Genomic DNA, 21215 nt, shown 5'->3' on the forward strand with positions numbered 1-21215 from the left:
GCTACGCGGCGGGAAACCCAAGCTCATCGACTAGCCCGTGGAGACGCCGAGTGAAGGCGGCGACATTGAATCGCTGGCTCGCGGCCTGTGCGGCCTCGGACATGCGGCCGCGCAGTTCGGCGTCATGCACGAGCCGCCATGTGTGGTCACGCAACTCGCGCGTCGTCGACCAGCGAAATCCGTCCACGCCGTGGGTGATGATTTCAGGCAGCCCCCCTCGGTCGAGCACCACCGGAACCGCGCCGCTCGCCATGGCCTCCACCGCCGTGATGCCGAAGTGCTCGAATCTCACCGGATGGCGCGACTCGCGCTCCCCATGGCCGGCGGCGTGCCAATAGATCTGCGCTTCACCGTACAACCGTTGCAGGTCGGCGAACGGCGCGCCGACATGGAACTCGATGGGATGCCCCGCGGCGCGGCGCTTGAGGTCACGGGTGTAGTCCAGGTCAATATCGCGCTCGCTCTGCTGCCCGGCCAGGTGCAAGGTCCAGCCATCGAGGCCCTCGCGCCGCATGCGAATGAACTGGTCGATCATCACCCGGTGCTTCTTCTCGTGCGTGCCGCGAAAGAACCGGCCCACCCCAAGAATAGAGGGGCGACGGCGCCGGGGCGCGGCCCATGAGGTGTCAACCGGTGGGAAAAGTAACGGACCGTCGCGATCCCAGTAGTGGCGCATCCAGCGCCGGCTGAAATCGGAAATGGGCGCGATGAGATCGTAGGACTCCAGGAAGTCAAGCGAGCCATAGGTCGGCAGGCCCTCCAGCCGGATGCCCGCTTCAGGCAGCAGGCGGCGGAACAGCAGCTCGTAGAGCAGCCGGCGCGGGCTGCGCACGCGCACGTCGGTGACGGCCAGGCCCACCTCGCGGTTGTCCGCCTCGTCCAGGGTGTCGGCGGGGTTGAACACCGGCGACTCGAGCGTGAGTTCGAGCGGGTCATTCGCCCCACGCGAGCGATGGACGCGCAACGGCCAGCGCTCGAACTCGCCCGGGTGAGGCTCGAACGTGCGCTCAGCGAGCACCTCGCCGTCAACGAGGCACCGGACCGGAAGCGGCTCGTCGCGGCGAAAATTGCCGGCGATGACTTCGACGTTTGCCGTCGTGCGCCCCGGCGGCCAGGGGATGCGCACCACGGCGCGATCCGTGGTGTATCTGAACCAACCGCGGCCGAGCGGATGGACGTCGTAGAACCCGTCCAACCACTCCGGCAGGAGCAGCTGCCGAATCAGCATCTCCCCGACCCGTCGTCGCAGGCGCGCGGTCCAACCGCGCTCGATGGGCGACGGGAAGAGCACCAGCATCAGGCTGCGGCGCGCCGCGGACGGCTGCGAAGTCATGAACGAGGCGTTCACGAAGAGGTCGAACTGCGAGGTGTACTCGGCGAAGCGGTTCGGCGGCAGGGCCGGGATGACCTCGATCTGGACGTTCGACAGATCGAGGTTCAGGGCGGATTCCAGGTCCTCGCGAGCAATGCCGCGATGCGTGACCAGGCGCGTGTCGTCGAAGCGCTGGGCCAATACGGCGGCCGCCATGGCGGCGTGGCGCTCGCCGCCGCCGCGCTGATGCAGCCAGCGGTTGTAGACGGCGGCCTTCACTCGGGCTCGAAGAAGGGGTGCAACTCGCGCGCGTCCAACGGCCCCAGGCGCGCTTCGGTGCGCCGCAATCGCAGCGTGGCCGGCATGGCGCGCAGCGCCGCGCGCAGCGCCGAGGCCCGGGCGCGTCCGCGCGCCAGCGCCTCGGCATCGCCCGCGGCCAGCCCGCGGCGAATCTCGCGTCCTCCGTGGATCGACGCCAGCGCCGCGTGGTGGCCGGCACAGCGCCACGGCGCGTTCTTTGCCAACATGCGCAGCTTGCCGAATTCGACGTTGCGGATGAATGCGGGGGACCACTCGCGACTGGACGCCGCGTGGGCGTGGCGGACGACCGATGCCGGCTCGTACCAGAAGCGCCAGCCGCGGCGGCGCGCGCGCCAGGCGAGGTCCGCGTCTTCGTAGTACATGAAGATGCCGGGATCGAAGAAGTCCAGCGCTTCGAGCATCGAACGCCGGAAGAGCGCCGCGCCGCCCTTAACGGCGAACACCTCGCGGGGCGCGGCGAAGTCCGCTCCGTCCCAGGCTTGCCACACATTGCCGTGGGTCACGAAGGTGCCGCGATCGCGCATGGAGCCGTCGGGCAGCGGCTTGATGCCGGCGTTTTCGATGACCGGACGGGCGAATTCACGGACGGCATCTTCGGGGATGTCGCGTTCGAAGCGGGTGCGCTCAGCGGCGACCGGGAGCGCGGCAAGCGATTTGCCGCCGACCTTCACCGCAAGCTCGACGTCGTTTCGGTCGGTGCCGGCGGCGACGTCCAGCGCGATTCGGGCCTTGCCGTCGACGACGGGAACGGCCAGCGTCGCCGACGCGCCCGTCCAGCGAAATATGGCCCCGTCGTGGTCGGTCTCCGATCCATAGGCCCCTCGGTTGACGACGGCCGGGGCGGCTTCGGACGCGTCCGCATACAGGCGCACGCCGAGCTCCCGCGTGTCGCCGCCGCCGGGCACGAAAGTCGGCGCGTGCAGCTCCACGGGAACGCGGTCGTGCAGGTAGAGAATCTTCGGCGCGGCGCCTCCCGCCACCGGGTCGGTGCACAACCGCTCAACCAGCGGCCGCAGCCAGCCCGGATCGACCTCCGTATCGGGGTTGAGTAGGGCGATGAACGGGGCGGTCGCCTCGCGCATGGCCAGGTTGTTGCCGCGCGAGAAACCGAGGTTGGCCCCGGTCTCCACCAGCGCGACCCCCGGAAAGTCCCGGCGCAGATTGCGCACGGACCCATCGGTCGAGTCGTTGTCGACCACGGTGACGTCAAAGGCCGGATAGTCCGTGTCCAGGACGGAGTTCAGGCATCGATCGATAAACGCGCCGGAGTTGTAGGTCAGGACGACGACGTGGACGCACGGCACGCCGGCGCCGGCGCCGCCGACCGTCCGAGCCGGCTGCCGCGGCGCCTCGGCCGCGATGGCGCTGGTCATTCCACGCTGATCGTGCGCACGGCCAGCCCCAGGACGCGGGTGTCGTCGTCAATGCCCACCGCCGCCGGCACCAGCGGCTCCTCGACGACGATTTCGAGCTGCAACGTCGTGGGCCCGGTCACCGGATCCAGCGGCACGATCACGTCCTCGAAGTCCATGTGCCGCACCGTAAGCGTCGACACGTGCCGTCCATTGAGACGAATCTGGACGCTCGCGCCGTCGACGTCGTGGTAGGGCCGGCACACCGACATCCGCAACGTGCCCTGCCCCACGGATTGGGTGACAAAGGCCACCGCGCGATCCGTGGTCCAGCGGAGGCGGGGCGGCCACTCCTCGGCCGGATGCCAGCCCTCGCCGAGCCAGTCGTCGTCGCCGTCGCCAAGGCGGAGCTCGGCGGGCGGGTGGCGCCAGATCTGGCGCGGCGACTCGCTGATCATGTCCGGCTGGGCGACCGGGGCATCGCCGCGCTCGAGCGGCGGATGATCCCGCGAGACGCGGGCGCGCCATTGGGCGGGCACGACGACCGCGCCCCGCTGATAGCCGGCGAACTTGCCCACGAAGAATGTCAGGGCGTTATCCCACCGATGGTACGGCTGGTGGCGCTTGAGCTCGGGCCAGGCGCGAAGCGAAATGTTGTAGGCGCCGACGCCGACCGGCACCGGCCCGAGGCGGCAGGTGACGATGGTGCGGCCGGGCGGCACGTCCAGCGGGCCGATGGTGGTCTCCGTGCTTGACTCGGCAACCAGCAACCCGTCGCTGCGGTGCAGCGCGCAGCCGACAATCACGTCGGTCAGGTGCGTCTCGGCCTCCAGCTCTGCGGCCACGGTGACCGTGTCGCCTGGGAGCACGGTGTATTGCTCGGGTCCGGTTGCACTCTCCCGCAGGACCGCCGCCCGGATCTGTAGGGCGGTGGGTTCGTCCCGGTTGCGCCGTACGGCCGTCGCGTCGTCGGGCGTCGCGGTCCCTTGCATGTGCTGCACGTAGTCCTGGATGACCTGGTGGGGATCGCCGGTCTGGCGCACCTTGCCCCGATCCAGCCAGACCACGCGGTCGCAGAACCGGCGCACCTGGATGGGATCGTGCGACACCAGCACCATCGTGCGGCGGCGGCGCTTCACGCGGGCCAAGGCCGCGTAGCACTTGGCCGCGAAGTGCGCATCGCCCACGGCCAGCACCTCGTCGATCAGCAGGATTTCCGGATCCACGTGGATGGCGATGGCGAACCCCAGCCGCATGAACATGCCGGACGAGTAGTGCTTGACGGGCGTGTCGATGAATTGCTCGAGCTCGGCAAACGCCACGATGTCGTCGTACATCGCTTGAATCGCGCGCCGGTTGAGGCCGAGGAACGATCCGTTCAGGAAGATGTTCTCGCGTCCGGTGAGGTCGGGATGCATGCCGGCCCCCAGCTCGAGCAGCCCGAACACCCGACCGCGTGCGGTGACCTGGCCCTCCGTGGCCTGGATCGTTCCGGCGAGCAGCTTCAGGATGGTGCTCTTGCCCGACCCGTTTGGCCCGATGATCCCCAGCGTCTCGCCGGGCGCCACCGCGAGGCTTACGCCATCGAGCGCCCAGAATTCCTCATGCTCCATCGGCCGCCGTCCCAGCAGGGCCAGCGCCATTCCCTGAAACGTGCGGGCCGCCTCGTGGCGGATGACAAACCGCTTGCGGACGCCACGCAGCTCGATGGCGGGCGGTGGGTGGTCGGGCACGACGCGCTACAGCTCCTCGGCGAAGCGGTGGCCGTAGCGTCGAAAGGCCCACCAGCCCAAGCCGAGCGCCACCACCGCCACGACAATGGTGACGATGGTGTGCCGGATGGGAAAGGACCCGAACATGATGGCGAAGCGGTAGTCGGTGGTCAGCGTGGCCATGGGATTGAGCATGAACACCCACCGGTGCACGTCGAGCCCGAGGAACGTAACGTTGGGAACAAACGAAATTGGATAGAAAATGGGCGTGAGGAAGAACCATGCCAACAATCCAACCTCGACCAGGTGCTCCGTATCCCGGAAGAACACGTTGGCCATCGCAAGAATCAAACTGAGACCCATGACAAGCGCAAGCTGCAACAGCATGATCAGCGGTATCAGCAGCATTGCGCGACTAGTACCGACGCCGAAAAATATACCAATGATCCAGAATATGACGAACGCCAACACAAAGTTGACAAAGCTGGCAAGCACTGCGCTCATTGGCAGCAATTCACGAGGAAAGTAAACCTTCTTGATGAGCTGCGCGTTGCTCGTAATGCTGCGCATGGCGGAAGTCAGCGCCTGCGCCGTGAACAGCCACGGCACGAGCGCCGACATGAGGAAGAACGGGTAGAGATGGATTTCGTCGTATTGCGCCAACACCTGAAACACGAGTGTGAACACGGCCATCATCAGGAGCGGATTGAGCAACGACCACCCGAAGCCGAAAATCGATCCGCGATAGCGCACTTTGAGGTCGCGAACCACCAGGTTGCGCAAGAGGTCCGTATAGTCCGCGAGCTCTCGAGCAGCGCTCCATACGCGCCGCGCCCACGAAGGTTTGAGCAAGGCGGCGGCGCGTGCCATGTGGTGCTCCATGCGCGTGCTAGGCGACTCGCGGGCGCACGTCACGCCCGGTTTGGATCGCTCCCCATGCTACAATTCGCCGATTCTGGGGTTGCCCAACACACAGGCACCATTGGAGGGGGATGGACGTCACCTGGGTGGGAGGCGGCTGTTTTCGCCTCCGCGGCCGTGACGCTACCGTTCTCACCGACCCACACACCAGCGGCATCAGGCAGCGGTCTGCGTTGCCCAAGGCCGACGTGGTGACGCTGAGCGACTTGGACGCCGACCATGGGACCAGCGTGCCGCAGCGGCGTTCCGATCGCACCCTCACGGCGTACGTCGCCGATGGGCCTGGCGAATATGAGATTGCCGGCGTGTATGTGCACGGCGTATCCGCGCCTGGCCAGGCCGATCGACGGACCACCCTGTTTACGTTTGACGTCGACGGCGTCTCGGTGGGGCATGTCCCCGAGCTCTCGAGCGTCCCCGTCGACGCGCTGTTGGACGAATTGGGCACGATTCACGTGTTGCTGATCGGCGTGCGCGGCGGCGACGGATTTCTCTTGCCCGACCAGATCATCAAGACGGTTTCTCGCATCGAGCCGAACATCGTGATTCCCTACGGCGACGACGCCGCGAGCCCCGAGGCGCCCTGGCGACTGGTGGCGCGGGAGCTTCACGGCGCGGACCCCGTGGCCGACGGCAACCTCACCGCCAACCGCCGACAGCTTCCCGATCCCGTTGATGTGCGTATGCTCGAACGAAGGAACTAGGGAACCGTGACGCGCGACGGAACCACGGGCAGCGGGCGGGCGGCAAGGCATCCGTCCCAGCGGCGATACATCTTCGTGACGGGCGGCGTCGTCTCCGCCATCGGCAAGGGCGTCACGGCCGCCAGCATCGGGCGCATGGTCAAGAGCCGTGGGCTGCGCGTGTCGATCATGAAGCTCGACCCCTACATCAACGTGGACCCCGGCACCATGAGCCCCCTCGAGCACGGCGAGGTGTTCGTCACGGTCGACGGCGCCGAAACCGACCAGGATCTGGGCCACTACGAGCGGTTCGTGGACGAAAGCCTCACCGGGGCCAGCAATCTGACGACTGGCGCGGTCTACGACCGCGTGATCACCCGTGAGCGGCGGGGCGACTTCCTGGGCGGCACGATCCAGGTGATCCCGCACGTGACCGACGAGATCAAATCGCGCATTCGAGCCGTCGGCGACGGGGACGACCCCGACGTGGTGATCGTCGAGGTTGGCGGCACCGTGGGCGACATCGAGAACATCCCGTTTCTCGAGGCGCTGCGGCAGTTGCGCCGCGAGGTCGGCATGCGCAACGTGCTGTTCGTGCACGTGACCCTGGTGCCGCGGCTCGGTTCGACGCTGGAGTTGAAGACCAAGCCCACCCAGCACAGCGTGCGCGAGCTGCGGAGCATCGGCATCCAGCCGGACGTCGTGGTCTGCCGCTCGGACGACCGTCTCACGCCTGAGCTCGTCGACAAGATTGCGCTGTTCGCCGACGTCGAATCGCGCGCCGTGATTTCGAACCCGGAAGTGGCATCCATCTACGAAGTCCCGCTGGTCCTCGAAGAGGCCGGGCTGGGCGCGTTTATCACCGAGCACTTCGGTCTGGACGACCTGGAGCCGGAGCTCGACGAGTGGAGCGCCACGGTCGATGCGCTGCTCGATCCCACCGTGCCCGAGCTTGAGATCGCCATTGTCGGCAAGTACATCTCGCTTCCAGACGCCTACCTCAGCGTCATCGAGGCCGTCCGACACGCCGGCATCGCCTGGAAGGTGCGGCCGGTCATTCGCTGGGTCGACTCGGAGGAGCTTGAGGACCGCGATCCCCACGACCTGCTGGCCGGGGTCGCGGGTATCATCGTGCCGGGCGGGTTCGGGCCGCGGGGCATCGAAGGCAAGATCATGGCGGCCCACTACGCACGCACCCAGAAAGTGCCCTACTTGGGGCTTTGCCTCGGGATGCAGGTGGCCGTGATCGAGTTTGTCCGCCAGGTGCTGGGCACCGACGACTGCACCAGCATTGAGTTCAACCCAGACACGCCGCATCCGGCCATTCACCCGATGCCGGAGTACTATCACGTGGCCAACAAGGGCGGCTCGATGCGCCTGGGCGCGTGGCGCTGCGACTTGGTGGCCGGCACGCAAGCCCGGCGCGTGTACGGTGCCGCCAGCATCGAAGAACGACACCGCCACCGCATGGAAGTCAACAACAACTACCGCGATATCCTGCGCTCGCAGGGCATGACCCTCAGCGGCCTGTCGCCTGACGGCGCACTGGTGGAAATCGTGGAGTTGGACCATCATCCGTGGTTCGTCGGGTGCCAGTTTCATCCGGAGTTCGCCTCGCGGCCGACGCGCCCGCACCCGCTGTTCTGGGGATTCCTGGAGGCGGCGGTGCGGCACGTCGAGGGGCGGAGTCCCGTGCCTGAATCGGTGCCAGAGGTGGCCGGCTGAGGGTCGCCGCCGCCCGACCCCTCGAAGACGACCATGAACTGCAGGACCCGGCGCGCGTGGCATCGCACGCGCCGCCACCGAGAGGACACCCGATGAGCACCATCGCCGTGATCGGCGCGCAATGGGGCGACGAAGGCAAAGGCAAGATCGTCGACAATCTGGCCGAGCGCGCCGACCTCGTCATCCGCTTCCAAGGCGGCAACAACGCCGGCCACACCATCGTCAACGACTACGGCACCTATGCGCTGCACCTGCTGCCGGCCGGCGTCTTCCACGCCGGCACGGTGAACCTGCTCGGGCCGGGCACGGTCGTGAATCCGCAGGCGCTGATCGACGAGATGCGGGAGGTCGGCGAGGCCACCGGCATCTCGTTCGACACGTTCAAGATCGCCGAGCGCGCCCACGTGGTGATGCCCTATCACGTCGCGCTCGACGCCGCCGAGGAGCAGCAACGCGGCGAGCTGGTGCAGGGCACGACGCTACGGGGTATCGGGCCGGTCTACGCCGACAAGGCGGCTCGATCTGGGGTGCGCGTCGGCGACCTGCTCGACGCCGACTACTTGTCCACCTGGATTCCGAGCATCCTCGAGCCGAAGAATCGGCTGCTCACCGAGGCCTACGGATTGGAACCCCTGGACCCCAGCGCGCTTGTCGACGAGGCGCTGGCGTGGGGCGAAGCGCTGCGCCCCCACGTGGTGGATTCGCTGCCGCTCGTAGCCGAGGCGCTGAGCCAGAACCGCAACATCGTGCTCGAAGGCCAGTTGGGCGTGATGCGCGATCTGGATTGGGGTCACTATCCCTACGTCACATCGTCGAGCCCGTCGGCCGCCGGCGCCTGCATCGGCGCGGGGATTCCTCCCAAGGCGCTGGACAAGGTGCTCGGGATCGCGAAGGCGTTCACGTCCTCGGTCGGCGAGGGGCCGTTCCCCACGGAGCTCATCGACAGCACCGGCGACCGCTTGCGCAACGTGGGCGCCGGAGAATACGGCGCCTCGACCGGGCGTCCGCGGCGCTGCGGCTGGTTCGACGCGGTGCCCATCCGCACGGTGGGCGTGCTGAGCGGGGTCGATGCCCTGGCGCTGACAAAGATCGACGCGCTGGACGGGTTCGAGAAGCTGCGCGTGTGCGAGGGCTACATGATCGACGGCCGGCGCGTCGACTTGGCGCCCGATACACATGCGCTCGGGCGCGCGCGCCCGATCTACCAGGACCTGCCCGGCTGGATGTCCTCCACCGAGGGCGTGCAGGACTACGACGCGCTGCCGCCAAACGCCCAGCAGTACGTCCGCACCATCGAGGAGATCACGGGCATTCCCGTGGCGATGGTCGGCACCGGCCAGCATCGGACGGCCGTGGCCACGCGCGACCCGGCGTTCAGCCTGTCGGGCTAAACGCGTCGCCGCCGATTCGCCGGTGGTGGAGGGTCTAAGTCCGTCATTCCCGCGAAGGCGGGAATCCACCCTTCATTGAATCTGGTGGCGGATAGGATTCGACGGTTCATCCGTCAGCTTGGCTGGGTCCTGCAATGGTCTCCAAAGGCGGCAATCCATCTGAACGGGGCAACCAACGAACCGCGGGCGCCCGCCGGCGCCGGGCCAAAATTCGGCGCTAAAATGTGGATAAGTCGCCCACTACATAGCCGTAATCCGCCTAGGGTCACCGGGCCGGAGCGGCTATACTTCAGGGCCCTTTAATCCGTTCCAGCGAGACGGAAAGCGGCAAACCGTCGGCGCCGTAGGTGTCGCGCGCGGACAGAGGGCCTTCGCGGCCCTTTTTTTGTGTCTCGCGAACGCGGACCGGGGGACGAAGACATAGGGAGGTGCAGGTGGCAGCGGCGCAGCGCCGCGTGGTGATGTCCGCGGCCGACATGGGTCGCGCGATGTCCCGCATTGCCCACGAGATCATCGAGCGCAACCGCGGCGCGGCGTCGCTCGTCCTCGTCGGCATTCCACGGCCCGGCCCCGTGCTTGCCGAACGCCTGGCCGGCCTGATCGAGACGATCGAGGGCCGGCAGGTACCGACTGGCGCCGTGGACCCCACGATGCACCGCGACGACCTGGACCGCCGGTCCATCGGCCCGCCGGTGCATCCCAGCCACATTCCGGTGGACGTGACCGACCGCACCGTGGTCCTGGTGGACGACGTGCTCTACACCGGCCGCACGTTGCGTGCGGCGCTGGACGCGCTGAACGACTTTGGCCGGCCGCGCGCGATTCAGTTCGCCGCCATCGTCGACCGCGGCCATCGCGAGCTGCCGGTCCGCGCCGATTTCGTCGGCAAGAACCTCCCGACGGCCGACGACGAGCGGGTCACCGTGCGTCTGCAGGAACTCGACGGTGAAGACGCCGTGCACATCGAGCGCGTGACGCGCGCGGCGCGGGAGGCCACTCCTGCAGCGTAAGCACCTCTTGGACGTGAGCGACTTCACGCGCGACGAGTTCGCCGAAGTCCTGGACACCGCCGAGCGCATGCACGCGGTGCTGGAGCGCCCCATCCGGCGCGTGCCGACGCTGCGCGGCACCACCATCGCCAACGTCTTCTACGAGCCCAGCACGCGCACCCGCGTCTCGTTCGAGCTGGCGGGCAAGAACCTGAGCGCGGATGTGGTCAACATCGCCGCCTCGGGCAGCAGCGTCGAAAAGGGCGAGTCGCTCATCGACACCTTCCAGACCATCCAGGCGCTTGGCGCCGACATCGTGGTGGTGCGCCACTCGCGCGCGGGCGCGCCCGAGCTGGCGTCACGCCACCTTGACTGCGGCGTGATCAACGCCGGCGACGGCACCCGCGGTCACCCCACCCAGGCGCTGCTGGACCTCTACACCGTGCGGCGACGGCTGGGCGACGTGGAGGGCCGCAAGCTCGTCATCGTGGGCGACATCCTGCACAGCCGCGTGGCGCGATCCGGCATCTGGGCCTTCGCGCGCATGGGAGCGCAGGTGGTCTTGAGCGGGCCGCCCTCCCTCCTGCCCGACACCATGGCGTCCCTCACCAACGGGACCGGCGACGTGCGCATCGAGCACGACCTGGACCGCGCCATTCAGGGTGCCGACGTGGTCATGGCGCTGCGCGTGCAGCGCGAGCGCATGCAGGCGGGCCTGCTGCCGGACTTGCGCGAATATGCTCGCCGTTGGTCGGTCAATCCGGCGCGGCTTCGGCGTGCCCAGCGCCACGCGCTGGTGATGCATCCGGGACCGATGAACCAGGGAATAGAAATCTCGCCAGCCGTGGCCTACAGCGAGCAGTCCGTCATTGAAGAGCAGGTGGCCAACGGCGTGGCGGTGCGCATGGCGGTGCTCTACCTGTTGCTCACGGGAGAGGGGCGACGATGAGCGGCTATGCGGGAGCCGGGCCGCGAGAAATTTTGCCCGGCCTGATCCATTGGTCGGTCGGATGGCAACGGTATTCGCTGGAGTCCTACGCCATCGAGCAGCCGTCTGGATGCGTGCTGATCGATCCCAGCGACTACCCGCCGCGCGCCATCGGCGCCATCGAGCGCCACGGGGTGAGCCACATCCTCATCACCAACCACTTTCACGAGCGGGCGGCGGCGATGCTGCGCGGACGGTTTGGCGCCGAGGTCTGGGCGCCCGAGGGAGACATCGGCGAGCTTGAGTCCATCGCCCCAGATCACGTCTACGGCGCGGACACCGAGCTTCCCGCCGGGCTGCAGGCGATCGCGCTCGGCACGATTACCGAAGGCGAGCACGCGCTGCTGTGGCCCGAGAATCGCGGCGTGCTCTTCGTCGGCGACGCGCTGGGGACCACGAGCTACTGGACGCACAACGAAGGCCAGGTTGGCGCGCACCCACGGGCGCGGCCGCCGCACGCGCTCCGCGGCCTGCTGGAGCTGCCGTTCACGTCGCTGACGGTGGGACACGGTGAGCCAATTCTCGACGTGGCCAAGGAGGCCCTGCGCCGCTATCTGAGCGAGGCCCTGGATGGCTGAGAACACGCCGCTGGTCATTCGCGGGGGCCGGATCATCGATCCCGCGAACGAGGTCGATCGGGTCGGCGACCTCCTCATCGACGATGGCCGGCTGGCGAGCGTCGGTGAGGTCGGCGCCCAGTTGCCGCTGGGCGCGCCGCGCGTCATCGACGCCGCGGGCCGGGTGGTCGCCCCCGGATTCGTCGACGTGCACGCACACCTGCGGACGCCGGGGTTCGAGTACAAGGAGGACATCGCCAGCGGCACCGCCGCCGCGGCGGCCGGCGGCTTCACCACGGTGTGCGCCATGCCCAACACCGATCCTGTGCTCGACTCGCGGAGCGTGATCGAGGGCTTGCAGGAGCAGATCGAGCGACACGCCGTCGTGCGAGTGCTGCCGCTGGCGGCGATCACCTGCGGCCAGAACGGTCGCCAGCTGGTCGAGATGGTGGACCTGGCCGAGGCCGGCGTGGTCGGGTTCACCGACGACGGCCGGCCGCTGGCCGACACCGCGCTGATGCGGCACGCCTTGGAATACGCGCGTCCGCTGGGCCTCCCCGTCTCCAACCACTGCGAAGACCCGGCCCTGACCGCCGGCACCACCATGCATGAGGGCGTCGTGAGCGCGCGGCTCGGGCTGCCGGGCACCCCGCGGCAGGCCGAGGAGATCATGCTCGGGCGCGATCTGTTGCTCGCGGAGCTGACCAGCGGGCGCTACCACTGCCTGCACGTGACCTCCGGCGGTTCCGTCGACCTGATTCGGCAAGCCAAGGCGCGCGGGGCCAACGTGACCGCGGAGGTCACGCCGCACCACCTGACGTTGACCTGCGACCTGGTGGCCGGCCGGGACGATCCGGTGAGCGCGATCCTGCCGCCGTATGACGGCAACACGAAGGTCGCGCCGCCGCTCCGCGAGCGGGCCGACACCGAGCGCCTGCTCGAAGCGCTGCGCGACGGCACCATCGACTGCATCGCCACCGACCACGCGCCGCACGCGGTGCACGAGAAGGACATTGAATACGCCGATGCGGCCGTCGGCTTCAGCGTCTTCGAGACGGCCCTGCAGAGCGTGCTGAGCCTCGTGCACGCCGGTCAGTTGGACCTGGTCTTCGCCATTCGCATGCTCACCTCCGCGCCCGCCCGGGTCTACGGACTGCCCGGCGGAACGCTCACGCCCGGTGCCCCCGCCGACGTAGTGATTTTCGACCCCGACGAGGAGACCGTCATCGATCCGAGCGCGTTCCGCTCGAAGGGGCGCAACACGCCGCTGGCGGGATTGCCCATGCAGGGCGTGGTGCAGCAGACGATCGTGGGCGGATCGGTGGTCTACGACCGCGCGGCCTCCGCTCCTGAGCTGATACATGCAGGCTGAGCCCGCCGCGCTGGCGCTCGCCACGGGCGACGTGTTCTTCGGCTATGGCTTCGGCAGCCGCGAACCGGCCGAGGGCGAAGTGGTGTTCAACACGAGCATGACGGGCTATCAGGAAATCACGACCGACGCGTCGTACCGCGGGCAGATCGTGACCTTGACCTACCCGCTGATCAACAACTACGGCGTGAACGCCGACGACGTGGAGTCGCGCCGCCCATGGATCGCCGGTCTCGTCGTGCGCGAGCTTGCGCCGACCTCCAGCAACTGGCGCGCGGCCGGCGGCTTGGGCGCGTTCCTGGACGAGCACGGCATCGCGGGAATCATGGGCATCGACACGCGGGCGTTGGTGCGCGTGATCCGCCGCACCGGCCCGGCGCCGAGCCGGCTGGTGCGCGCGCCCCGCGACGTGGCCCGCGGCGCTACGACCTTCCACTGGCTGCGGGGAGCGCATCCCGGCGCCGCAGTCTGGGCCGAGAGCGAGGTCGAGCGGGCGCAGGACTTGCCGCCCTACGACGACCAGCCCTTTGTTTCCGAAGTCACCGTCCCCGAGCCGTTCACGGCCACCAGCGCGCCGTGGGCGCCCTGGCCGGAGCCCCGGAGGCGCGACCGGGAACCGCGCATCGCCCTCCTGGACATTGGCGTCAAGACCAACATCGTGCGCTCGCTCGCCCGCCGCGGGGCGCGGGTGCACGTGCTGCCCTATGGCTCAACCCCGAGCGACATCGACGCCCTGCAGCCGGACGGCGTCGTGGTGGGCAACGGACCGGGTGATCCGGTGCAGGCCGACCGGGCCGTCGAAACCGTCCGCGCCATGATCGGTCGCTATCCGCTGATGGGCATTTGCCTGGGGCATCAGGTTCTGGGGCTGGCGATCGGGGCCACCACCAGTCGCCTGCCCTTCGGCCATCGCGGCGCCAACCACCCGGTGCAGGACCTCACGGATGGGCGGGTGCACATCACGTCACAGAATCACGGCTTTCAGGTCGATGCGGACTCGATTCCGGCCGACAGCGGCTTCACCGTGAGCCACGTCAATTTGAATGACGGCTCGGTCGAGGGCCTGAGCCACGAGCGCCTGCCGGTCTTCTCCATTCAGTACCACCCCGAGGCCAGCCCAGGCCCCCAGGACAACCAGTACCTCTTCGACCGGTTCCTCGACGCGATCGAGGGCGCGGGCGGGTGCGCGGCTTGACGACGTTGCCGGTCCGAGGACGCATGCGTGGCTGACCTCGAGAGCGTGCTGGTGATCGGCTCGGGGCCGATCGTGATTGGTCAGGCGGCGGAGTTCGACTACGCCGGAACGCAGGCCTGCAAGGCCCTGCGCGAGGAGGGCGTGCGCTCGATCCTGGTCAACTCCAACCCCGCCACGATCATGACGGACGAGGGCATCGCCGATCGCGTCTACATCGAGCCCATCACGCGCGACGTGCTGGCGCGTGTCATCGAGCAGGAACGGCCGCAGGGCCTGCTGGCGTCCATGGGCGGACAGACCGGCCTCAACATGGCCGTGGAGCTTGGCGAGGCCGGCATCTTGGACGCCTGGGACGTGCGCGTGCTGGGCACCCCGCTCGAAGGCATCCAGGACGCGGAGGACCGGGAGCGATTTCGAGCGCTGATGGAGCGCATCGGCGAGCCCGTGCCCGAGAGTCGCACCGTCACCTCGCTGCCGGACGCCTGGGATTTCGCGCGTTCGTGCGGCTTTCCGCTCGTGGTGCGCCCGGCCTACACCCTGGGCGGCACGGGCGGCGGATTCGCCCGGCACGAGGACGAGTTCGAGGCGGTGGTCAACGGCGGGCTCCAGGCGAGTCCGATCGGCCAGGTTCTCGTGGAGCGATCGCTGGCCGGGTGGAAAGAGATCGAATACGAGGTGATGCGCGACGGCGCCGACAACTGCATCACCGTCTGCAACATGGAGAACTTCGACCCGATGGGCGTGCACACGGGCGACTCCATCGTGTTCGCCCCTAGCCAAACACTCAGCGACAAGGAGTATCAGATGCTCCGGTCGGCGGCGCTGCGCATCATTCGCGCGCTGCGCGTGGAGGGTGGGTGCAACGTCCAGTTCGCCCTCGATACCAAGTCCTTCAACTACGCTGTGATCGAGGTGAACCCGCGCGTGAGCCGGTCATCCGCGCTGGCGTCCAAGGCCACGGGTTATCCGATCGCGCGCATTGCCGCCAAGATCGCCCTGGGCCGGCGGCTCGATGAACTGCCCAACCCGATCACGCAGCGGACCTGCGCCGCGTTCGAGCCCGCGCTCGACTATGTCGTGACCAAGATCCCTCGCTGGCCGTTCGACAAGTTCGAGCACGCCGACCGGCGTCTGGGCACCCAGATGAAGGCCACGGGCGAGGTGATGGCGATAGAGCGAACCATCGAGGCCTGCCTCAACAAGGCCGTTCGCGGGCTGGAGATCGGCGGCCGCACGCTCCTTTGGGAGGACCCGGCGTGGGCCGACGACGACGAGGCGATCTGGTGGCGCATCGACCACGCGCACGACGAGCGGCTGTGGGCCATCATGGCGGCCCTGCGGCGCGGGGCCGAACCGGCGGAGATCGCCCGGCGGTCGCACATCGACATCTTCTTCGTCGACAAGATGGCCGGCATCCACGCCATGGAGCGCCGCCTGCTCCACGAACCGCTGACCGCCGATCTGCTGTGGGACGCCAAGCGGATGGGATTCTCCGATGAAATGATCGCCGCGTTGGCGGACGAGCTGCCCCAGCGCGTGCGGGAACGGCGCGAATCCTACGGGATCACGCCGGTCTACAAGATGGTCGACACGTGCGCGGCGGAGTTCGACGCCGTCACGCCCTACTACTGGAGCACCTACGAGCACGAAAACGAGGCCCAGCCCGAGGCCGACTCACCGGCGGTGGTGATCGGCAGCGGACCCATTCGTATCGGGCAGGGCATCGAGTTCGACTACTGCTCCGTCCACGCGGCGTGGGCCCTGCAAGCGGCGGGACGCGCCAGCGTGATGATCAACTCGAACCCCGAGACCGTGAGCACCGACTTCGACTCGTCCACGCGGCTGTATTTCGAGGCGCTTGACGTCGAAAGCGTGGCTGACGTGCTCGCCAACGAGGGCCGGCGCAACGGGATGCCGCCCGCTATCGCGCAGTTTGGTGGCCAGACGGCCATCAACTTAGCCGAGCCGCTCTACACGCTGGGCCATGAGATTGCGGGCGGAGGTCCGGGAAGCATCGACGAGGCGGAGGATCGGGCCAAGTTCGACCGGTTCCTCGAACGGCTCGGTCTGCTGCGTCCGCCGGGGGCCACGGTGACCCGCATGCAAGACGCGGTGACCGTGGCCGAGCAGCTAGGGTATCCCGTGCTCGTGCGCCCGTCCTACGTCTTGGGCGGCCGCGCCATGGAGATCGTCGACGACCGGCAGGAGCTCGAACGCTATATCCACGAGGTCACGCAGCCCTCGCCCGAACGCCCCGTGCTCGTCGACAAATACCTCGAAGGCCGCGAGCTCGAAGTCGACGCGATTTGCGACGGCACGCACACGCTGATTCCCGGCATCATGGAGCACATCGAGCGGGCCGGCGTGCACTCCGGCGACAGCTTCGCCGTATATCCGCCGGTCACGGCGTCGGAGGCGACGCAGGCGGCGATTCTCGAAGCCACGCAGCGCATCTGCGCCGGGCTCGGCGCGCGCGGGCTCGTCAACGTGCAGTACGTGGAGTACGACGGCGACGTCTACGTGCTGGAGGTCAATCCGCGGTCCAGCCGCACGGTGCCGTTCTTGAGCAAGGCCACCGGGATTCCCATGGTGCGCCTGGCCATGCAGACGTTGTTCGGCGCGACATTGGCCGAGCTTGGTTGGGAACCCGGCCTCGCCACGGTTCCCCCGTTGTTCGCCGTGAAAGCTCCCGTCTTTTCGATGGCCAAGCTCTCAGGCGTGGACACCTATCTGGGACCGGAGATGAAGAGCACGGGCGAAGTGATGGGCGTCGATCGCGCGTTTCCGCCTGCCCTGCTCAAGGCCATGATCGCGGCGGGCAACGCGCTGCCGCCCGAAGGCGACGTGCTGCTCTCGATCGCCGACCGCGACAAGCCCGGGGCCGTCGACATCATCCGGCGCCTGGACCAGTTGGGGTATGGGCTCGTCGCCACCGAAGGCACGGCCCGCTTCATTCGCGACCTCGGGTTCCGCGCTCGCACGGTGGCCAAATTGCGGGCCGGCACCCCAAACGTGGAGCAGTTCATTCGCTCGGGCAGCAGCGTCCTGGTCGTCAATACGCTGACGGGCCGACGCCAGGCGCTGCAGGACGGGCACTACATGCGTCGGGCCGCCGCCGAGACGCGCACCCCCTGTCTCACCACGCTTGAGACGGTGCGCTCGCTGCTGGACGCGCTGGACACCACGCGCGGGGCGTATGACGTGCGCACGATCGACGAATACCGCGGCGCGGCTCCAATCCCGGCGTGAAGGCGCTCCAGGAGACGGCGCGGGTCGTCCGCAACGAGCGGATCACCGAGCGCCTGTGGTGGTGTACCTACGAGTCGCCGGGTATTGCGGCGACCGCCCGCGCCGGACAGTTTGCCCACGCCCTGTGCGGCGATCCCGGCAGCTACGACCCCATGCTGCGGCGACCGTTGAGCTTCAGCCGCGTCGAGCCGGAGCAGGGCCGCATCGCCTTTCTGATCGATGTCGTGGGTCGCGGCACCGACTGGCTCGTGCGGCAAGATCCGGGAACGGACATCGACTTGCTGGGCCCGCTCGGAACGTGGTTCGAGTGGCAGCCAAACGCCGAGCGCGCGCTCTTCGTCGGCGGCGGAATCGGTCTGGCGCCGCTGCTGGTGATGGCCGACGGCGCCGCGGCCAACGGCGTCGAGTCCACCATTCTGTGCGGCGCGCGCGATGCGGCGGGCGTCACTCCCGCGGACTGGATTCATGAGTCGGCCACCTACCTCACCGCGACCGACGACGGCTCGCAGGGCCACGCGGGCGTGATCACGGACCTGGTTCCCGACTGGTGGGATTGGTCCCAGCAAGTGTTCGTGTGCGGTCCCACGCCGATGCTCGAGGCCATGTCGCGGCTCAGCGCCAGATTCGGATTACAGCGCGGTCAACGCCCGGTCTTTGCGTCGCTCGAGGCTCGCATGGGCTGCGCCGTTGGCGTGTGCTACTCCTGCGTCGTCCGCACCACGCATGGCGTCAAGCGCGTATGTAGGGACGGACCTGTCTTTCGTCAAGACGCGCTCTCGTGGGAATGGACCCACGATTAGAACATCCGCCAGCGCACCAATTGCCGCACTGCAAGGTCGCAAAAAAGGTCGCGTGCAAGGCACTGTCAGCAGCCCGTCCAGAATTGCCGCGATTACATCCCGGATAGGTTCAACTCTGGCCCGATAGTTGCATCCGACGATTTATTTGTGCCATGATGACCCGATCCAATGTGGATTGTTCGACAGGAGTGGAGAATCGGATGAAGGTCAAAGAGGTAGTTTCAACCGGCGACTGGAAGCAGCGACCCCAGCGTTCTCGTCGCATCAGCCCTGAGATTCGTGAGATTGTCGACCGTCTGGATAAGACTTCGCGTGGCGAATGGGTAGTCATCAGCCTCTCCGATCAAGAGAAGAAGCGACAGCCCACGATTCGCGGCCGCATCCAGTCGGCAGCCGCACAGTCCGGCTTCAAGGTTCAGTTCGAAATGCGGGCGGGCGACCTGGGCGTGCAGAAGGCGTAAGCCAATCCCGGCGGCCATGGGCTGTCGAAGCTAAACGCGGCGCCAGGTCCGATTGCGCGCGCGCACACCTTCGAGCAGGGCGGGGTCGAAGGGGCGGGCTTGCGTGAATCCTTCGGGCTGCGGATTCTCGGGTGTGAAGCCCAATGCACGGCGCACCCTGGGACTCGTGTAGTGAGCGTTGTATGTCTGCTCGACCAAGGCGATGAAGGCCTCGGGTTGCGCCGTCTCAACCGTTCGCAACACATCGGGCCGGGTCGCGGGTTCACATGCAAGAAAACCGCGTGGGCCCGCGGCGATGTCGATCGCCCGCAGCGCTTCGAGCACCGGGCGCCTGACGTTGGGTCGCTCGGCCAGGATGGCGTCCAGGCGCTCGGCGCCTCCGGCCCCGCCCGCCCCGGGGCTTTCGCCATCGGGCGGAATGATCACGTCCAGCACGGCCGTTGCCAGGCGCAACTGCTCGCCGGTCAGGAAGCGCAACTCGGCGCTCATGCGGCGATCTCGCGGTGGTGGACGCCGATCCAGCTTGCCGTACGCAAGGCCAGCGCCTGAATCGTACTGGTGGGGTTGACCGGCGCCCCGGTCACGAAGAGGCTGGCGTCGACCACGAATAGATTCGGCACGTCGTGGGCGCGGCCCCAGCGGTCAACGACCGAAGTTTCCGGGTCGTTCCCCATCCGTGCCGTTCCCATCAGGTGCCAGCCCGATTCGGGAACGCAGGGCAGCTCCCGCACCTCATGCGCGCCGCAGGTTTCGAGGAGCTCACGCGCCCGACCGACCACGAAGTCGACCGCGCGCTGCGTGTTGTCGCTCAGCGTGTAGCTGATCTTCGGCGCCGGGATCCCGTGGCTGTCGGTGAGAGTTTCGTCGAGCGTGACCCGGTTGTGAAGTTCCGGCAGATCTTCGGTCATCGCTGTGATCGACAGCGTGCGGCCGAGCCGCTTGCGCATCACCCGATGGTGATCGGCGCCCCAGGGCACGCGGTGCGCCGTAAACCCCCCGAGCGCCGTGCTCAGCGGTCCGAAATCGTGATGCAACTGCATCTGGCATCCGCGCACGAAGCCTCGTGACAAGTCAGTTTCGTAGAACTCCTGGCAGTGGAGCAGCACGCCAAGCGGACCCTGGTAACCAACCAGATCCTCGTCGAATTCACCGCTGACGAAGCCGATGGGATGGAACATCAGGTTCCGGCCAACATAGTCGCTGGAATTGGCGAGTCCGTTGGGAAACAGCGCCGAGGCCGAGTTGAGCAGCAGACGCGGCGTGCCCACGCCGTTGCACGCCATCACCACCGCGCGCGCGGCTTGATGCCGCGCCACGCCGTCTCGGTCGTAGTAGACGGCGCCCGACGCTCGGCCGCGGGCATCGACCGTGATCTCGCGCACGCGGGCGTGCGTCACCAGGCGCGCGCCAAGTTCCAGGGCTTTGGGCCAGTAGGTGACATGGGCGCTCGACATGGCGCCGTTCGGACACCCCAAGTCGCACGGACCGCAGCGATTGCACACCTGGCGCCCGTCGCCGTAGGGCGCGGTGAGCAGCGCGCCGTCGGCCGGCCACCAATGCCAGCCGAGCTTTTCGAGTCCGTCGATGAAGACGTAGGCGGCGGGATCGAGCGCCACCGGCGGCAGCGGCCGCGGGCCGCGCGGCGGATTGGCCGGATCGCCGTTGAGCCCCGCGACGCCGACGTTGATGTCGTTCTCTTCGTAGAAGGGTTCCAAGTCCTCGTAAACGATGGGCCAGTCGTCGGCCACCCCGTCAAGCGTGCGCACGCGAAAGTCGGATGGCCGAAATCGCGGAAAGTGGCCCGCCCAGTGGATGGTGCTGCCGCCCACGGCGTTGAACATGAGTGGCGCGATGGGCGTGTCGGCGTTGTTGAGCGGGTAGTCCTCGGGCCGCCCGCGCACGTTGGGATCGTTGGAGAAATCGGTCTTCCGATGCATCTCCCAATCCGGCAGCTCGTGCGGATAGTCGGTGCGATCCAGCCATCCGCCCTGCTCCAGGCAGGTGACCCCGATGCCGGCCCGAGCCAGGGACCAGGCGACGGCTGCGCCCGACGCGCCGGCGCCGATGATCAGCACATCGGTGGCGTCAGGGTCCTGTGGCATTTCGCTGGGCTCGTGCGCGAGACGGCTCATGCTAGCGCGTCGCGGGCGACAACCGGCGAGGTGGGCGCATGGCTATCCCAGGCTGCAC

General features: G+C 67.9%; 17 protein-coding genes. 11 read left to right on the forward strand and 6 right to left on the reverse strand.

What is annotated here, in order from left to right; translation table 11 throughout:
* Position 1: 1 nt before the first annotated feature.
* From OXG79_03720 to OXG79_03735, 4 genes are read right to left on the reverse strand one after another with little or no spacing between them, the layout of a single operon-like run.
* The gene (locus OXG79_03720; GenBank protein ID MCY3782877.1) at positions 2-1591 is read right to left on the reverse strand and encodes a glycosyltransferase; all 1590 of its coding nucleotides are present in this window, start codon (positions 1589-1591) and stop codon (positions 2-4) included.
* Positions 1588-3006 carry a glycosyltransferase family 2 protein gene (locus OXG79_03725; GenBank protein MCY3782878.1) on the reverse strand — a complete coding sequence of 473 codons (1419 nt, stop codon included), beginning with the start codon at positions 3004-3006 and terminating at the stop codon, positions 1588-1590. The genes OXG79_03720 and OXG79_03725 overlap by 4 nt, the downstream gene beginning before the upstream one ends.
* Positions 3003-4718: an ABC transporter ATP-binding protein gene (locus OXG79_03730; GenBank protein MCY3782879.1), complete on the reverse strand. Its 1716-nt coding sequence runs from the start codon at positions 4716-4718 to the stop codon at positions 3003-3005. Before OXG79_03730 ends, OXG79_03725 begins: the two co-directional genes overlap by 4 nt.
* A gap of 6 nt (positions 4719-4724) precedes the next feature.
* Complete coding sequence (locus OXG79_03735; GenBank protein ID MCY3782880.1) at positions 4725-5567, reverse strand: ABC transporter permease; 843 nt, start codon at positions 5565-5567, stop codon at positions 4725-4727.
* Between the two features lie 122 nt (positions 5568-5689).
* Between OXG79_03735 and OXG79_03740 the strand changes: the two genes are divergently transcribed.
* The 11 genes from OXG79_03740 (at position 5690) to OXG79_03790 (ending at position 19025) form a co-directional block, all read left to right on the forward strand.
* Positions 5690-6322, forward strand: coding sequence for an MBL fold metallo-hydrolase (locus OXG79_03740; GenBank protein MCY3782881.1), 633 nt, complete (start codon positions 5690-5692; stop codon positions 6320-6322).
* 6 nt (positions 6323-6328) lie between these two features.
* Positions 6329-8026, forward strand: coding sequence for a CTP synthase (locus OXG79_03745; protein ID MCY3782882.1), 1698 nt, complete (start codon positions 6329-6331; stop codon positions 8024-8026).
* 92 nt (positions 8027-8118) lie between these two features.
* Complete coding sequence (locus OXG79_03750) at positions 8119-9417, forward strand: adenylosuccinate synthase (GenBank protein MCY3782883.1); 1299 nt, start codon at positions 8119-8121, stop codon at positions 9415-9417.
* A gap of 434 nt (positions 9418-9851) precedes the next feature.
* Complete coding sequence (gene pyrR / locus OXG79_03755; protein MCY3782884.1) at positions 9852-10427, forward strand: bifunctional pyr operon transcriptional regulator/uracil phosphoribosyltransferase PyrR; 576 nt, start codon at positions 9852-9854, stop codon at positions 10425-10427.
* Complete coding sequence (locus OXG79_03760) at positions 10417-11355, forward strand: aspartate carbamoyltransferase catalytic subunit (protein ID MCY3782885.1); 939 nt, start codon at positions 10417-10419, stop codon at positions 11353-11355. Before pyrR ends, OXG79_03760 begins: the two co-directional genes overlap by 11 nt.
* On the forward strand, positions 11352-11972 hold the full coding sequence (locus tag OXG79_03765; protein MCY3782886.1) for a hypothetical protein: 621 nt from the start codon (positions 11352-11354) through the stop codon (positions 11970-11972). Before OXG79_03760 ends, OXG79_03765 begins: the two co-directional genes overlap by 4 nt.
* Complete coding sequence (locus tag OXG79_03770; GenBank protein ID MCY3782887.1) at positions 11965-13323, forward strand: dihydroorotase; 1359 nt, start codon at positions 11965-11967, stop codon at positions 13321-13323. Before OXG79_03765 ends, OXG79_03770 begins: the two co-directional genes overlap by 8 nt.
* On the forward strand, positions 13313-14515 hold the full coding sequence (gene carA, locus OXG79_03775; GenBank protein ID MCY3782888.1) for a glutamine-hydrolyzing carbamoyl-phosphate synthase small subunit: 1203 nt from the start codon (positions 13313-13315) through the stop codon (positions 14513-14515). The genes OXG79_03770 and carA overlap by 11 nt, the downstream gene beginning before the upstream one ends.
* A 27-nt stretch (positions 14516-14542) precedes the next feature.
* A complete protein-coding gene (gene carB / locus OXG79_03780) occupies positions 14543-17764 on the forward strand; it encodes a carbamoyl-phosphate synthase large subunit (protein MCY3782889.1) in 3222 nt (1073 codons plus the stop codon).
* On the forward strand, positions 17761-18564 hold the full coding sequence (locus tag OXG79_03785) for a dihydroorotate dehydrogenase electron transfer subunit (protein MCY3782890.1): 804 nt from the start codon (positions 17761-17763) through the stop codon (positions 18562-18564). Before carB ends, OXG79_03785 begins: the two co-directional genes overlap by 4 nt.
* A gap of 200 nt (positions 18565-18764) precedes the next feature.
* Positions 18765-19025, forward strand: coding sequence for a hypothetical protein (locus tag OXG79_03790; GenBank protein ID MCY3782891.1), 261 nt, complete (start codon positions 18765-18767; stop codon positions 19023-19025).
* A gap of 30 nt (positions 19026-19055) precedes the next feature.
* Here the strand turns inward: OXG79_03790 and OXG79_03795 are convergent, their stop codons facing one another.
* Positions 19056-19514, reverse strand: coding sequence for a gluconate 2-dehydrogenase subunit 3 family protein (locus OXG79_03795; GenBank protein MCY3782892.1), 459 nt, complete (start codon positions 19512-19514; stop codon positions 19056-19058).
* Complete coding sequence (locus OXG79_03800) at positions 19511-21157, reverse strand: GMC family oxidoreductase (protein ID MCY3782893.1); 1647 nt, start codon at positions 21155-21157, stop codon at positions 19511-19513. The genes OXG79_03795 and OXG79_03800 overlap by 4 nt, the downstream gene beginning before the upstream one ends.
* Positions 21158-21215: the final 58 nt, after the last annotated feature.

Source organism: Chloroflexota bacterium (assembly GCA_026706485.1).
Classification (GTDB): domain Bacteria; phylum Chloroflexota; class UBA11872; order UBA11872; family UBA11872; genus JAJECS01.